This window comes from Pantoea sp. EKM10T (assembly GCF_011800685.1).
GTDB classification, from domain to species: domain Bacteria; phylum Pseudomonadota; class Gammaproteobacteria; order Enterobacterales; family Enterobacteriaceae; genus Pantoea; species Pantoea agglomerans.
This window is the reverse complement of the sequence record NZ_JAALEU010000002.1, coordinates 403085-418614: the sequence shown is the minus strand read 5'-3', so window position 1 is coordinate 418614 and position 15530 is coordinate 403085. Positions and strand designations below refer to the sequence as shown.

Below are 15530 nucleotides of genomic sequence, written 5' to 3'. Positions count from 1 at the left end.
CCGGCTCCGTTACTTCAGAGTTGCCTCATCGAAATTGAATGAGGTATCGGGCATCACATAAAAACCGCTGAGGTTTTTGCTGTTGGCAGAAACCAGCTGCTCAACTACGAGTGGGATCCATGGGTGATCCTGCCAGATGGTATCCTGCGCATCTTTGTAGAGACGCGCTTTCTCGGCACGATCGGTGGTTTTCAGCGCATCAGCCAGATCTTTATCGACCTTAGGATTGCTGTAAAACGCGGTATTGAAGATCGCCGGTGGCCAGGCCGTAGTAGCAAACAGTGGCGTCAGTGCCCAGTCCGCTTCACCGGTGGAGGCAGACCAGCCGGTATAGAACATGCGCACGCCGCTCTCTTTCTGGCCCTTGCCTTCTACTTCTGCGGCACGCTGACCCGCATCCATCGCCGTAACTTTAACTTTCACGCCAACCTGCGCCAGCTGCTGCTGGGTGAACTGCAACACTTTCTGCGCGGTGCTGTGGTTGTGTGACGACCAGAGCGTGGTTTCAAACCCGTTCGGGTAACCCGCCTCTTTCAGCAGGGCTTTCGCTTTGGCCGGATCGTAGCTGATGGCCGGATAGGTCTGAGCGAAGTCGATGGTGGGCGGCACGATGCCGGTAGCAGGCGTGGCGTAACCGGAGAACGCCACTTTCGCCAGCGCCTGACGGTTGATGGCATACTCCAGCGCTTCACGCACCTTCGGATTGTCGAACGGCTTCTGAGTGACATTAAGGCTGATGTAACGCTGCATAATCGATGGCGTGGTTACCACAGCAAGCTTGCTGTTCTTCTCCAGCAGTTTTGCCTGCTCATAGGGCACCGGGAAAGCAAAGTTCGCTTCGCCGGTCTGCAGCATCGCCGCGCGGGTGTTGTTATCCACCACCGGTCGCCAGGTAATGCTGTCAAGCTTCGGATAGCCCGGCTTCCAGTAGCCGTCCCACTTCTTCACCTTCACAAAATCGGTCTGGTTCCAGGTTTCAAACACAAACGGGCCGGTTCCTACCGGATGGAAACCGATCTCTTTGCCATATTTTTTCAGCGCGGTAGGCGAAATCATCGCTGCCGCCGGATGGGCCAGGATGTTGATAAAGGCGGAGAACGGCTCTTTCAGCGTTACTTTTACCGTAGTTGGATCCACCACTTCGGTGCTGGCGATATGTTTAAACAGGTTGTAGCGCTTGAGATGGTTATCCGGGTTGCTGGCACGATCGAGGTTGACCTTTACCGCTTCCGCATTGAAGTCAGTGCCATCCTGGAATTTAACTCCGGAACGCAGCTTAATGGTGTAGGTCAGGCCGTCGGCGCTGGCCTGATAGCTCTCAGCCAGCACGTTAGTGAGCTTCATCTCTTTATCAAAGCCAAACAGGCCCTGATAGAAGGATTTCGCGACCGCCTGCGACAGCGTGTCGTTGGCGTCATAGGGATCTAGAGTGGTGAAGTTGGACGCGACGGCAATCACCGCATCCTGTGCTGCCCAGGCGGGCAATGCCATTGCGCTGCTTAACACGCCAGCCGCCAGTAACCCTTTACGCATCGTAATCTGCATCTTGTTCTCCTGTAATCCCTGTCGGGTTGGTCGCCGGGGCGACATCGTCACTGTTCAGGTCGCACTGATAACGTGGCGGGCGACGAAATGGCCCGGAGCCACCTCCATCAGCGGCGCCACTTCAGGTTCATCCCCTAACGCATGAATCGGGCTGGGGATCTCATCGACCAGTAAGGCTCGTTCGCGACGCCGGTGAGCCGGATCGGCTACCGGCACCGCCGCCATGAGTTTTCGGGTATAAGGGTGCTGAGGCTGCTCAAACACCGCCTGACGCGGCCCCATCTCGACAATCTGACCGAGATACATCACCGCCACGCGGTGGCTGATACGCTCCACCACCGCCATATCGTGAGAAATAAACAGGAAGGCGATGCCAAACTCGCGCTGCAGGTCGAGCATCAGATTAATTATCTGCGCCTGAATTGACACATCCAGCGCCGAGACGGACTCATCGGCGATCACCACTTTGGGGTTTAGCGCCAGCGCGCGGGCTATACAGATGCGCTGACGCTGGCCGCCGGAAAACTCATGGGGATAACGCTGAGCATGTTCCGGCAGCAGACCCACTTTATCCAGCAGCCAGGCGACGCGCTGCTCCGCCTCACGACGCGGCATCGCCTTGTGGACCAGCAGCGGCTCCATAATGGAGAAGCCAACCGTCAGCCGGGGATCGAGCGAGGCGTAGGGATCCTGGAAGATAAACTGAATGTCGCGTCGCAGATGGGCCAGCGCGGCACCCGACAAATGGTCTATCCGCTGTCCGTCAAAGGTCAGGGTGCCACCCTGACTGGCAACCAGCTTCAGCAGCGATCGCCCGGTGGTCGATTTACCACAGCCAGACTCCCCCACCAGCGCCAGTGTCTCACCGGCATAGAGATCAAAACTGACTTTTTCGACGGCATGCACCCGGCTTTTGACGCGGTTCAGCAGGCCGCCGCGAATATCAAAGCGGGTGACCAGATCGCGCACCTGCAAAATGGGTAGCTGCAGGCGGCGAACCGTATCCTGCGGCACATCATCAACGGCATCGCTGTGCAGCAACGGAAATTTAGCTGGCAGGGGCTGGCCCTGCATCGAACCGAGCTTTGGCACCGCCGCCAGCAGCGCCTGGGTATAGGGCTGCTGCGGGGCGCTGAACAGCCTGGCTACCGGGGCATTTTCTACTACTTCGCCGCGATACATCACCTGAACCCGATCGGCCATTTCGGCGACCACGCCCATATCGTGAGTGATAAAAATCACCCCCATCTGCATCTCTTTTTGCAGCACGCGGATAAGCTGCAGAATCTGCGCCTGGATGGTGACGTCGAGCGCGGTGGTCGGCTCATCGGCAATCAGCAGGGCCGGTTTGCAGCAGAGCGCCATGGCGATCATCACGCGCTGGCGCATCCCGCCCGACAGCTGATGCGGGAAGCGGGATAATACATTTTGCGCATCCGGGATTCGTACCAGATCCAGCATCCGGCGCGCTTCGGCCAGCGCGCCAGCGTGGCTCAGACCCTGATGCAGACGGATGGATTCCGCGATCTGCTCGCCCACGGAGAAGACCGGATTCAGTGAGGTCATCGGCTCCTGAAAGATCATCGCCATATCCGCACCGCGCACCCGCCGCATCTGACCTTTTGAGGCGCGCATCAGATCCAGCACGTCGCCGTTGCGACGCCGCAACAGCACCTCGCCGCTGACCCTCCCGCCAGCCTGCTCAATCAGCCGCATCAGCGCCAGCGAGGTCACTGATTTCCCTGAGCCTGACTCCCCCACCAGCGCCAGCGTTTCGCCGCGAAACAGATCGAGTGACAAATGACGCACCGCGTCAGTGACGGTGGTTTCGTGCTGAAAACGCACATTGAGATCGCGCACCGCCAGGACCTGCTCAGGGGCCAGCGGCGGTAACGTTTGCCTGTCGCTCATCTCTGCTCCTTAACTTTCGCGATAGATAGCGACGTCTGCCACTTCGCCAACCCGCGCCACACCGCGATACATCCCTTCGCTGTTGAACGGCAGCGCTACGTTGCCTGCGCGGTCGACGGCAATCAGCCCCCCGCTGCCGCCCAGCTCCAGCACACTGTCATGAATAACATTAACCGTGGCCTGCTGCAGTGATCGCCCGGCATAGCGCATCTGGGCTGCCACATCATAGGCCGCCAGCGTCCGCATAAAGACTTCTCCGGTGCCGGTACAGGAGACCGCCACGCTGTCGTTGCTGGCGTAGCAGCCTGCGCCCGGCAGCGGCGAGTCGCCGACCCGCCCGGCCTGCTTGTTGGTCATACCGCCCGTTGACGTGGCGGCCGCGAGGTTGCCCTCAAGATCCAGCGCGACGGCCCCCACCGTACCAAACTTACGGTCCGGGTCGAGCGGGTCATCGCTGTGCGCGGCACCATCATGGTCCAGCACCGCCGTATCGCTGTTCAGCGCGCGCTGCAACTGCTCCCAGCGTTCCGGGGTCGAGAAGTAATCAGGCGTGACCGTTTCCAGCCCGTGCGCCTCAGCAAACTGCTCTGCGCCCTCGCCGATAAACAGGACATGCTCGCTATGTTCCAGCACGGCACGTGCCGCCAGCACCGGATTCCGTACCCGCGTTACGCCCGCGACCGCCCCTGCACCCAGCGTGCGGCCATCCATGATGCAGGCATCGAGTTCATGGGTACCCTGATGGGTGAAGACCGCGCCTTTACCGGCGTTGAACAGCGGGCACTCTTCCAGCAGCCGCACCGCTTCGGTCACCGCATCGAGTGCGCTGCCGCCCTGAGCCAGTATCTGCTGGCCCTGAGTGACAATATCGTGTAGCGCCTGACGATAGAGTTGCTCTTTTTCGGCGCTCATTGCTGAGCGCGTAATGGCACCGGCGCCTCCATGAATGGCGATCACTGCATTGACCATAACGATCTACCCTGTGGTTGCATCAGGACGAAAAACACTGATTTAAAATGGTTTTCACCCATTTTTGGTGATTTTTGACTATAGAAAGCCTGCTAAGTGTTGTAAAGCGGAAACTGTTCCTGTGGTTATAACCTTTTCTTACCGCCATATTTCACTTTGGCCACAACAACAGGCAAGTCAGGCCGACACCGATGTGACTCAGCGGCTAATTCCCACCATAATAGGCAGCATCTGAGATAACCAGGCTGGAATATCCATGGAAAGTTTTACTGCAGGCTTGATCTCCCTTGAGGAGGCACAACAAAAAATGCTGTCACAGCTGACGCCCGTCACCGACTCTCTTAGCGTGCCGCTGGCCGAAGCGGTCGGGCGTATCACCGCCAAAGCGGTGACCTCACCGATTGCCGTCCCGCCATTTGATAACTCTGCGATGGATGGCTACGCCGTCAGGCTGGCAGACGCCAGCAGCGGTCAGCCGCTGCCAGTGGCGGGTAAAGCCTTTGCCGGCGCACCGTTTAGCGGTGAGTGGCCGCAGGGCAGCGTGATTCGCATCATGACCGGTGCGCCGGTGCCTGCAGGCTGTGAAGCAGTAGTAATGCAGGAGCAGACCGAAACACAGGGTGATGCGGTTATGATCACCGCGCCGGTCCGTCCCGGACAGAACATTCGTCTCATCGGCGATGACATTCAGCCAGGCACCGTGGTGCTGGAAGCGGGAACGCGGCTGGGCGCGGCGGAGCTGCCACTGCTCGCCTCACTGGGTATCGCGCAGGTCAGCGTGCTGCGAAAACTGCGGGTCGCTATCTTCTCCACCGGTGATGAACTTCAGCCGGTAGGCGAGCCGCTGGCCGAAGGCCAGATCTACGACACCAACCGCTTTGCGGTATCACTGATGCTGCATAAGCTGGGTTGCGAAGTCATCGACCTTGGCATCATCAAAGATGACCCGGCCGCACTGCGTGCTGCTTTCACCGAGGCCGATCGGCAGGCGGATGTCGTGATTACTACCGGCGGCGTCTCGGTGGGCGAAGCGGACTTCACCAAAACGATGCTGGAAGAGCTTGGTGCCATCAGCTTCTGGAAGCTGGCGATCAAGCCTGGTAAGCCATTTGCCTTTGGCCGCCTCAACAGCAGCTGGTTCTGCGGCCTGCCAGGTAATCCGGTCTCCGCCGCCGTGACCTTTTATCAGCTCGTCCAGCCGCTGCTTGCCACCCTCACCGGTCAGCAAAAATCAGCATTGCCGCCACGTCAGAAAGTGCGCTGCGCCTCGCAGCTTAAAAAGTCACCAGGCCGGCTCGATTTCCAGCGCGGCATCCTGCGACAGAACGCACAGGGCGAACTGGAGGTGGAAACCACCGGGATGCAGGGTTCACACGTCTTCAGCTCCTTCGCCCAGGCAAACTGTTTTATTGTGCTGGAACGGGATCGCGGCAATGTTGAACCGGGCGAATGGGTCGAGGTGGAACCGTTCAACGCCCTGCTGGAGGCGTAGATGCTGCCTGAATTAAGCGATGAGGAGATGCTGCGCTACAACCGGCAGATTGTATTGCGCGGCTTTGATTTCGACGGTCAGGAGCGGCTGAAAGCGAGTCATGCGCTGGTCGTCGGGCTGGGCGGACTCGGCTGCGCCGCTGCGCCCTATCTGGCGGCTGCCGGTGTCGGTAGCCTGACGCTGCTCGACTTCGATACCGTATCGCACTCTAACCTGCAACGGCAGATCCTGCATCACGATGCTGACATTGGTCGTGCCAAAGTGGACTCCGCCGCACAAAGCCTGGCCGCCATCAATCCGCACTGTCAGCTGCATCCGGTTAATGGACAGCTGGACGATGCAGCGCTGCTGGCGCTGATCGCCCGGCAGCAGGTGGTGCTGGACTGCACTGACAACGTTGCAGTGCGTGAGCAGCTTAACCGGCTCTGTCGTCAGCAGCGGGTGCCACTGGTCTCCGGCGCCGCGATTCGGATGGAAGGCCAGATCAGCGTATTCAACTGGCAGCCCGGCACACCCTGCTATCGTTGCATCAGCCGCCTGTTTGGGGAACAAACCCTGAGTTGCGTGGAAGCGGGCGTCATGGCTCCGCTGGTTGGCGTGATTGGTGCGATGCAGGCGATGGAAGCGATTAAAGTGCTGACGGCATTTGGCACGCCCGCCACCAGCCGGTTGCTGATGTACGATGCGATGAGCGCGGAGTTCCGCAGCATGAAGGTAGCGCAGGATGCGCACTGTGAAGTGTGTGGTGGTAGCGCGTAGCGTCGGCAGGAACGCCTGTGCTTCATGAAGCCCGCACCGTGGTGAAGTTTTTACCTGCTTAGGGAACACGGTCAGATCGGAAAGTCGCTTAAACCATCCATGGGCGCTCGGCCCGCGCCATCCATGGCGCGGGACGCTTTCCTCCTCTGACCGTGTTCCCTGCGCCTTAAGTATATGCGTTGCTGCCAGATAATCCCTGAGCCTGGCATCCTGCCCAACCCACACCATCTAACAAGCTAAAAGCATATAACTCATTCATTGCCACCAAAAAAAACAGGGTGGCCTGCGCCACTCCGTTTCAATCAGACGATACCCTGACTCCGCAGGTAATCTTCGTAATTACCGGTGAAGTCCACCACGCGGTCTGCTTTCAGCTCTATCACGCGGGTTGCCAGCGAGCTGACAAATTCACGGTCGTGTGAAACAAACACCAGCGTGCCTTCATACATCTCCAGCGCCATATTGAGCGATTCAATCGACTCCATATCGAGGTGGTTGGTCGGCTCATCCATAATCAGAATGTTCGGTTTTTCCATCATCAGCTTACCGAACAGCATACGACCCTTCTCTCCACCGGAAAGCACTTTGGCCGGCTTCTTAATATCATCCTGCGAAAACAGCAGGCGACCCAGAATACCGCGAATGGTCTGCTCATCATCGCCAGGCTGTTTCCACTGACTCATCCAGTCAAATACCGTCAGGTCATTGGCAAAATCATCGGCGTGATCCTGAGCGTAATAACCAATACGCGCATTCTCTGACCATTTAACGCTGCCGTTATCTGGCGTCAGCTGACCCACCAGCGATTTTAACAGTGTTGATTTACCGATACCGTTGGCACCGATCACCGCCAGCTTCTCACCCACTTCCAGCAGCAGATTTAAATTCTTAAACAGCGGACCGTTATCAAATCCTTTGGTCAAACCTTCCACTTCCAGCGCATTACGGAACAACTTCTTGTCCTGCTCAAAGCGGATAAACGGGTTCTGACGGCTGGAGGCTTTCACTTCATCCAGTTTAATTTTATCCATCTGCTTAGCGCGGGATGTCGCCTGACGCGATTTAGAGGCGTTGGCGCTAAAACGACTGACGAACGATTGTAAGTCAGCAATCTGCGCTTTTTTCTTGGCGTTATCGGATAACAGACGTTCACGCGCCTGGGTCGCCGCGGTCATATATTCGTCATAATTACCGGAATAAACCCGCAGCTCGCCATAATCCAAATCAGCCATGTGCGTACAGACCATATTAAGGAAGTGACGGTCATGCGAAATGATAATCATGGTGCTGTCACGCTCGTTCAGCACCTGCTCCAGCCAGCGAATAGTATCGATGTCCAGGTTGTTCGTCGGTTCGTCGAGTAACAGAATATCAGGATTAGAAAACAGCGCCTGCGCCAGCAGCACACGTAATTTAAAGCCCGGCGCAATTTCGCTCATCGGGCCATAATGCTGCTCAACCGGAATGCCGACGCCGAGTAATAACTCACCGGCACGAGACTCCGCGCTATAGCCGTCCATCTCACCGTAAAGTGCCTCAAGATCGCCGACTTTATACCCCTCTTCTTCGCTCATTTCTGGCAAAGAATAAATACGGTCGCGCTCCTGCTTCACTTCCCATAACTCATGGTGACCCATGATAACGGTGTCCAGTACGCTAAATTGTTCAAAGGCGAACTGATCCTGACGCAACTTACCGATGCGCTCGTTGGGATCGTAAGAAACATTGCCGCCTGAAGGCACCAGATCGCCACCCAAAATCTTCATGAAGGTGGATTTTCCGCTGCCGTTCGCACCGATTAAACCGTAACGATTACCGCCGCCAAATTTAACGGAGATATTTTCGAACAGTGGCTTGCTGCCAAACTGCATGGTGATATTGCTGCTAACTAACACGGCATTGACCTTTGTGAAGAGAATGGATGAAAAAACGGCGGCTATTATGCCAGATGTGACGCAGCGCACGCCAGCGTCAGCCGTGGATTCCTTGCGGGGTGATTGATATCCCGGCAGAAATAAAAAAGCCGGAAGGCCATGATGGCCCCCCGGCTCCCACTTACAAGGATTGTGTCGATCAATCGATCAGGAAACTGTCCAGGCTTTTACCGGAATCCAGCGCTTTTTTAATCGCTGCCGGGGTACGGCCCTGGCCAGTCCAGGATTTCTGCTCACCATTTTCGTCGGTGTAAGAATATTTAGCCGGACGCGGCGCACGCTTGGTACGTTTTTTTCCGCTTTCCAGTGCACCTAATAATTCATTAGGATCGATGCCGTCAGCCAGTAGCATTTCGCGATATTTAGAAAGCTTTTCTTCTTTTTCACGATTCTGCGTCTCTTCCGCTTCTGCTTCTTCACGGCGCTCAGTAACAACAACCGTTAATTTTTCCAGGATCTCTTCAAGATCGGTCAGTGGCAGTTCACGAGCCTGGGCACGTAATGTGCGAATATTGTTCAGTACCTTAAATGCGTCACTCATCACAATGTCCTTGATTAAGGGGGGTTAATAAAACTGTAGCGCCAAGACTACCTAATTCAAATAAAAAAATAAATTATTTTTACGCTACAGATAATTCCTAAGTATTAATTCGGGCAAAACAGAGCTATTAAAATCGGGCGTGCCTGACCTTTTATTAACGCTGAATTAACAACGAATGGCACTTTTACTCAGGAGTTGAAAACGATTTCAGGCAGATTATCCCGGCAGAAGGCAGTTAACGCTATCTACTAAATGCGGGCCATGCAGCCTCATTATTTACGCTTACGGGCCGGAGATAACAGATTAAAAATGTGCCTGCCCGTGACCCCAGTCACACCAGCTTACAGATTATGCTTAAAAAGCCACCCCCGGCACCGTTAAATAGCGCAAAAGAATTAACGCTCTGGTGGCTTTTTTAATTATGCCCTTTGCCACCTGTTAACCATTTTTGCCGCTGCGATTTATAGTAGAGTCGGATTATTCGCAGATCGCTTAGCTGCGCAATAACAGTTCCGCCCGGCTCAGGCTGACTGAATAGCCTCACGCGCCCCCACTCGTTCAGTCGTAAGTTGCCTTAAAAAAACGTCAAAGAAATAAACTGAGAAAGGTGACAGAGCTCAAAAACCTGAATCCGGAAAGTGCCAGCAACATAAAAATAATCGCTCGCCGGAGGCGCTGATAATAACCCTGCGATTACCACTGCTTTATTTTCTGCTGGCTGCACCCGTTACAGTGATGCTGACAAGCTTTCTTTTTTCAATGAGTTAGATCATGGGGAACAACATGGAAAGACAGCCAGCATCGGTTTTAACGCTGCCGGAGGAGAGAAAAAGCGGTAACTGCGCAGAGACAGCTACCGCCGGATGACCAGACTAATTCGCCTGCGTGGCCGGGCCAAATACCGGATATTGCGGCATATCCACGTTCTGGTAAGTCTCCCAGCCGCCGCCCAGCGCTTTATAGAGCGCCACTAAATCGAGTGCACTCTGCATCCGCGCCTGTGTCGCCTGCTCCTCTGCCTGAGCCAGCTGACGCTGCGCATCCAGCACCTCCAGGAAGGTCGAGAGCCCCTGGCGATAACTGTCGCTGGCGAGATCAAAGGCGCGCTGAAGCGCACCGGTTGTCTCATCCAGCGCGGTGACCCGCTGCTGATCGGCGCGATAACTGACCAGCGCATTCTCCACATCCTGCAACGCCGTCAGCACCGTCTGGCGATAATCCAGCGCGGCACTGGCCTGCTGTGCCCGCGCTAACTTCACGCTCGACACCAGCTGTCCGCCCTGGAAAATCGGAATCGATAACGACGGGCCATAACTGTAGAAATGGCTGCTCCAGTTATCCAGATAGCTGACATCGGTGTTGCGCACGCCCAGCTGGCCGGTCAGTGACAGGCTCGGGAAAAGCTGCGCGACAGAAACCCCAATCTCAGCGGTTTGTGCATGCAGCGTCGCTTCAGCCTGACGAATATCAGGACGACGACGTGCCAGCGTAGAAGGAATGCCTACCGGGACAAACTGTGGCAGCGGGGGTAACGCTTTTGGCGTACTGAGTTCAGCATCCAGCGCCCCCGGCGTCTTGCCGAGCAGCACCGCTAACCCATTCATCGCCTGCCGTGCCTGCGACTGATACTGCGGCAGTTGCGCCTGCAGCGTGCTGAGCTGGGCACGCGCATTTTCCACATCGGTCAGCGGGGCCAGGCCATTACGCTGCTGGCTTTGGGTCAGCTCGGTCGTCTGCTGCGCCACCTCAATCTGCTGTTGCAGCGTCTGAATCGTGCTCTGCGCGCCACGCAGCTGCAGCCAGGCTCGCGCCACTTCGGCCTCCAGTGAGACCAGCGCATCGTTGCGCTGTTCTATCGCTGCCTGCTGCTGGGCATTAGCTGCCTCAACCTGACGGCGCACTTTGCCCCACAGATCCAGCTCCCAGCTGGCATCGAAGCTGCCCTGATAGAGGGTAACCGGCTGGGTCAATCCATTGAGCTGGCTGGCCACGTTGCTGTCGAGCTGATCGGTTGCGCCATTGGATTTAAGCAAGCCTTCCAGCCCGAGCTGCTGACGCGTCACTTTGGCTGAACCGCCCAGGGTGGGGAACAGGCTGCCCTGCGCCTGCGTCAGCTGTTCACGTGCTCCGGCAATGCGCAGCACCGTCTGCTGCAGGCTCAGGTTGCCCGCAATCGCCCGTTCAATCAGACTGTCGAGCTGCGGATCATTGAAGCTGCGCCACCAGCGTGAATTAATCGCGGCGTTTTGTGGCTTTGACGCCTCCTGCGAATCCAGGGTGTTGTAGCCACCCGGCACGGCAGGTTTCGGCGCCTGATAGTCAGGTCCGACAGCGCAGCCCGCCAGCCCGAGGGCCAGCAGTAAACTCAGGGGTTTCAGGCGATGAGAGTAAAAAACCTTCATGTTAGTGTGCTCCTGCACTGCCTTCGCTCTTAATCGGCGACAGCAGCCAACAAAATGGAATCAAAATCAGGGCGACAATACTCAGGCCTGAGAAGACATCGATGTAAGCGAGGATACGCGACTGCGCAATCATCTCCTGATAGAGCTGACCGGTTGCCAGCGTGACGGGATCGCCCACCGCCGAGGTAAAGTCGCGTATCGCCTGCGCCCAGTGCTGAAGCGTAATGTTGAACGGCTCATTCAGCGGCGTCATGTTATGCACCATGTGCGCTGACCGCACCTGTTCGCGCTCGGTAATGGCAGCGGTCGAGAGTGAAATCCCAATCGATCCGGCCACGTTACGGAACATGGTAAACAGCGCCGAGGCGTCAGCATTAAGCCGCTGCGGAATGGTGACAAAGGCGATAGTCGTCAGCGGGACAAACAGGAAACCCAGCCCGATTGACTGTGCGCTGCGCATCAACACCAAAGTGGTGAAATCGACGTTGGGCGTTAAGGTAGCGGAGTAGAGAAACGCCACGGCCAGACAGCTAAAGCCAAAGGCAATGATGTAGCGCGTCTGAACGATTGGCATCAGTTTCAGCACCAGCGGTATGGTCAGCACAATCAGCACCGCGCCAGGCGACAACACCAGACCTGACCAGGTGGCGGTGTACCCCAGATCCTGCTGCGCCAGCTGTGGCAGCACTACGGAGCTGCCATACAGAATCATCGCCATCCCCGCCATCAACAGCCCGGCGACCCAGAAGTTGCGGTCTTTCATCACCAGAATATCGACCACTGGCTTACGGGCATACATCAGCCAGTAGATGGCACCGACGATGCCAATCAGCGCCAGAATGGCGAACAGCACGATAAAGTGCGAGGCAAACCAGTCCTCATCCTCTCCGCGATCCAGCATCACCTGCAGACAACCCAGTCCTAAGGTAATCAGGCTGATACCGATATAGTCGATCTTCAGTTTACCTTTGGCCCATTTACGCTCCCACGGTGGATCTTCCAGCAGCTGATAGATCGCCAGCACGGTAAGTACGCCGACCGGAATGTTGATAAAGAACACCCAGCGCCAGCTGTAGTTGTCGGTAATCCAGCCACCTAATGTCGGACCAATCACCGGCGCGACAATAATGGCGATAGAGGAGAGCCCAAATGCCTTGCCGCGATCTTCCGCCTTGAAGTAGTCCAGCAGCACAGACTGCTGAACCGGCTGCAATCCGCCACCAAAAAAGCCCTGCAGCACGCGGAACAGAATGATTTGCCACAGTTCGGTAGCGATGCCGCACAGGAAGGAGCAGATGGTAAACATCACGATGCAGATCAGGAAAAACTGTTTACGGCCAAACAGTCGGCTGAAGAACGCAGAGATAGGCAGCACAATGCCGTTCGCCACCAGATAAGAGGTCAGCACCCAGGTTGACTCATCGTAACTGGAGGAGAGCGAACCGGCGATATGCGGCAGCGCCACGTTAACAATGGTGGTGTCGAGGATCTCCATAAACACCGCCAGCGTGACCGTGATCGCCACTAACCACGGATTACTGGCGGGTTTCCAGCTCTGCGCCGTACTCATTCCACCGTTACCTTCGGTTCAACAGAGAGACCCAGCGGCAGAGGATGGTTCGGATCAAGGCCCTTGTCGATGACGATTTTCACCGGCACGCGCTGAACGATTTTCACATAGTTACCGGTGGCGTTTTCTGACGGGAAAGTCGAGAAGCGTGAACCAGAGCCCATCTGAATACTGTCAACATGCCCTTCCAGCTTCATATCCGGCCAGGCATCGACGCTGATTTCAACTTTGTCGCCAGGATTCATGTGTTGCAGCTGAGACTCTTTGAAGTTAGCGGTGACCCAGATCTCAGGCGAGACCAGCGAAAACAGCGACGATCCCGCCTGCACCAGTGTGCCCAGCTGAACGTTACGCTTGGTGACAAACCCGTCATAGGGCGCGCGAACCTGGGTATAGGAGAGATTAAGATCGGCCGTGCTTAACTGCGCCTTAGCCTGCTCAACCTGTTGCTGACGCGCTTCAACATTGGTCTCCTGCTGGCGAATCTGCAGAGCAACTTGTGACGCCACTTCAACCTGTGCTTTCGCGCTTTGTAACTGCGCCTGCGCCGAACGTAACTGCGCGGACGCGCTGTCGATATTACGCTGACTGGTCGCACGCGGATCGACGCCGCGCTGGCGACGATAATCCGCCTGCGCATTAAGCAGATTCGCTTCGGCTTTCGCCTGATCCGCCAGCGCCTGATCGCGCTGTGCCGGATACTGTACCTTTGACAGCGCCAGTTGAGCCTGCGCCTGATGCAGCTGTGCGACAGCTAAACCGAGCTGCGCATTAGCCTGCTCACGCTGGGCACGATTGTCGCTGGGATCGATCTCCACCAGCAGATCGCCCTTCTTCACCCGCTGGTTATCTTTCACCAGCAGCTTCACGACATAGCCGGAGGCTTTAGGCGCAATGGTAACGGCATCGCCTTCGGTAAAGGCGTCGTCGGTAGTTTCAATATTGCGGGTAGTGAACCAGAACCAGAAGCCGACAATCAGCATAATCACCACCACTACCGCCAGAATAATCAGCGGCTTTTTACCGGGGCGTTTACGCTCAGGCTGCTGGTCGTTGTCCTGATTTTCCTCTGCCTGACGGTTTTTATCCGTCGCATTCTCTGCGTCCTGCTGGTGTGGATCGCGTTGGTTATTCTCGCTCATAGTTCCCATCACTGGCTAAGGCCCTAATTCCCGGGCATAAAGGTCCTGTTAACCTTATATCGGAAACTGACAAAATCCAGCGCAACTTTACGAAACTTGAGAAATGGCGCACATCCTGCCACCTGTGGCGGGTAGCAGGATGCGTCGGGCCTAATTGAGCAGCCGCAACAGCAGCCAGCCGCTGGCCATCGACCAGGCAAGCAGAGGGAGAGAAAAGAGATGGAAATGCCACCAGACGGCCCGATCTTTCGCCATGCGCAGGGCAATCAGGTTGGCGAGCGAACCCGGCAGCAGGCCGAATCCGCCAATATTGACCGCCCAGGCCAGCACATCGCCAGGCGGGACTTTTTGCAGCAGCAGAATCGTCGCCGGAACGTTGCTGATCACCTGTGACAGACCAATCGCCAGCAGGTAGAGCTGCCCCTGACCGAAATGAGAAACCGCATCAAAGTGAGCCTGCATCACCGGCAGACGCGTCATCAGGAAGACGTCAATAAACATGGCGATAAACACCGCCAGCAGGCTCCAGTCGATGCGCAGCAGCACCGGACGCGCCATCACCAGGAACGTGGCAAGAATCAGCAGCAGGACCCAACCGGTGATTTCCAGCTCCAGGCCGGCGATAAACAGCAGGTATAGCACCACGCTGACAATAAACAGCGGCTTCTGCCACTGCGGCTGTTCCGGGTTGTCATGCTTATCAATCGACCGCTTTGAAAAGCTGAACCAGGTTAATACCATCAGGCTAACCAGCAGCCAGGCGGCCAGCGGCAGCATCTGCACAATAAACGCGACAACGCTTAGTTTGCCGTGGCTCCACAGCAGAATGTTTTGCGGATTGCCGACCGGCGTCAGCAGGGATCCGGCGTTGACCGCCAGCGCTTCGAAGATGATCAGTCGCGAGATAGGTAAGTGAGAGAACTTTCGCAGCGTCAGCGTCAGCGGCACCAGAATAAACAGCGCCACATCATTGGTCAGAAACGTAGAGAGCAACGCGGCAGCCAGCACCATAAACAGCGCCAGCGCACGTTCGTGCCGGAAACGCGCAATCAGTCGTCCCCCCAGCACGTCAAAGTAGCCACTGGTTTCCAGCCCTTTGGTCAGGATCAACAACCCGGTGAGCGTAATAATGGTATGCCAGTCTACGGCACCGGGCAGATCGGCCCAGCGAAAATCCGCCAGAAATGCCAGAACTACACCAATCACGATTAATAAATGCAAAACAGAGTCATGCAAAAAAGATCGAAGCAGTTGAGGCATGATGA

Annotated in this window: 11 protein-coding genes; 2 read left to right on the top strand and 9 right to left on the bottom strand. The window is 56.4% G+C overall.

What is annotated here, in order from left to right; all coding sequences use genetic code 11:
- Positions 1 to 9: 9 nt before the first annotated feature.
- The 3 genes from gsiB to HFD95_RS05515 are packed head-to-tail and all read right to left on the bottom strand — an operon-like array spanning position 10 to position 4425.
- Positions 10 to 1545, bottom strand: coding sequence for a glutathione ABC transporter substrate-binding protein GsiB (gene gsiB / locus HFD95_RS05525; RefSeq protein ID WP_010669736.1), 1536 nt, complete (start codon positions 1543 to 1545; stop codon positions 10 to 12).
- Positions 1546 to 1599: 54 nt separating this feature from the next.
- Entirely contained in the window at positions 1600 to 3456 is a 1857-nt protein-coding gene (locus HFD95_RS05520) for a dipeptide ABC transporter ATP-binding protein (protein ID WP_167429926.1), read from the bottom strand.
- A 9-nt stretch (positions 3457 to 3465) separates the two neighbouring features.
- Entirely contained in the window at positions 3466 to 4425 is a 960-nt protein-coding gene (locus tag HFD95_RS05515; RefSeq protein ID WP_010254371.1) for an isoaspartyl peptidase/L-asparaginase family protein, read from the bottom strand.
- A 256-nt stretch (positions 4426 to 4681) separates the two neighbouring features.
- Here HFD95_RS05515 and moeA point away from each other — a divergent pair, with 256 nt between their 5' ends.
- Entirely contained in the window at positions 4682 to 5917 is a 1236-nt protein-coding gene (gene moeA / locus HFD95_RS05510) for a molybdopterin molybdotransferase MoeA (RefSeq protein WP_064690061.1), read from the top strand.
- A complete protein-coding gene (gene moeB, locus HFD95_RS05505; RefSeq protein WP_033771233.1) occupies positions 5918 to 6676 on the top strand; it encodes a molybdopterin-synthase adenylyltransferase MoeB in 759 nt (252 codons plus the stop codon). It begins immediately after the preceding gene.
- Between the two features lie 302 nt (positions 6677 to 6978).
- Here the strand turns inward: moeB and HFD95_RS05500 are convergent, their stop codons facing one another.
- The 6 genes from HFD95_RS05500 to HFD95_RS05475 all read right to left on the bottom strand — a co-directional run bounded on the left by HFD95_RS05500 (position 6979) and on the right by HFD95_RS05475 (position 15525).
- Positions 6979 to 8571, bottom strand: coding sequence for an ABC-F family ATPase (locus HFD95_RS05500; protein WP_010254366.1), 1593 nt, complete (start codon positions 8569 to 8571; stop codon positions 6979 to 6981).
- A gap of 178 nt (positions 8572 to 8749) precedes the next feature.
- Positions 8750 to 9151 (bottom strand): H-NS family nucleoid-associated regulatory protein, encoded by a 402-nt coding sequence (locus tag HFD95_RS05495; protein WP_003850507.1) that lies wholly within the window; start codon positions 9149 to 9151, stop codon positions 8750 to 8752.
- Positions 9152 to 10023: 872 nt separating this feature from the next.
- Positions 10024 to 11553, bottom strand: coding sequence for an efflux transporter outer membrane subunit (locus tag HFD95_RS05490; protein ID WP_010669731.1), 1530 nt, complete (start codon positions 11551 to 11553; stop codon positions 10024 to 10026).
- Position 11554: 1 nt separating this feature from the next.
- Positions 11555 to 13123 (bottom strand): DHA2 family efflux MFS transporter permease subunit, encoded by a 1569-nt coding sequence (locus tag HFD95_RS05485; RefSeq protein WP_010254360.1) that lies wholly within the window; start codon positions 13121 to 13123, stop codon positions 11555 to 11557.
- Positions 13120 to 14265 (bottom strand): HlyD family secretion protein, encoded by a 1146-nt coding sequence (locus HFD95_RS05480; RefSeq protein ID WP_124889814.1) that lies wholly within the window; start codon positions 14263 to 14265, stop codon positions 13120 to 13122. The genes HFD95_RS05485 and HFD95_RS05480 overlap by 4 nt, the downstream gene beginning before the upstream one ends.
- Positions 14266 to 14415: 150 nt before the next feature.
- Positions 14416 to 15525: an SLC13 family permease gene (locus tag HFD95_RS05475; RefSeq protein WP_033779510.1), complete on the bottom strand. Its 1110-nt coding sequence runs from the start codon at positions 15523 to 15525 to the stop codon at positions 14416 to 14418.
- Positions 15526 to 15530: the final 5 nt, after the last annotated feature.

Coding starts and splice junctions, on each gene's coding strand:
- gsiB (WP_010669736.1), bottom strand. CDS start 1,545: ATGCAGATTACGATGCGTAAAGGGTTACTGGCGGCTGGCGTGTTAAGC.
- HFD95_RS05520 (WP_167429926.1), bottom strand. CDS start 3,456: ATGAGCGACAGGCAAACGTTACCGCCGCTGGCCCCTGAGCAGGTCCTG.
- HFD95_RS05515 (WP_010254371.1), bottom strand. CDS start 4,425: ATGGTCAATGCAGTGATCGCCATTCATGGAGGCGCCGGTGCCATTACG.
- moeA (WP_064690061.1), top strand. CDS start 4,682: ATGGAAAGTTTTACTGCAGGCTTGATCTCCCTTGAGGAGGCACAACAA.
- moeB (WP_033771233.1), top strand. CDS start 5,918: ATGCTGCCTGAATTAAGCGATGAGGAGATGCTGCGCTACAACCGGCAG.
- HFD95_RS05495 (WP_003850507.1), bottom strand. CDS start 9,151: ATGAGTGACGCATTTAAGGTACTGAACAATATTCGCACATTACGTGCC.
- HFD95_RS05490 (WP_010669731.1), bottom strand. CDS start 11,553: ATGAAGGTTTTTTACTCTCATCGCCTGAAACCCCTGAGTTTACTGCTG.
- HFD95_RS05485 (WP_010254360.1), bottom strand. CDS start 13,123: ATGAGTACGGCGCAGAGCTGGAAACCCGCCAGTAATCCGTGGTTAGTG.
- HFD95_RS05480 (WP_124889814.1), bottom strand. CDS start 14,265: ATGAGCGAGAATAACCAACGCGATCCACACCAGCAGGACGCAGAGAAT.
- HFD95_RS05475 (WP_033779510.1), bottom strand. CDS start 15,525: ATGCCTCAACTGCTTCGATCTTTTTTGCATGACTCTGTTTTGCATTTA.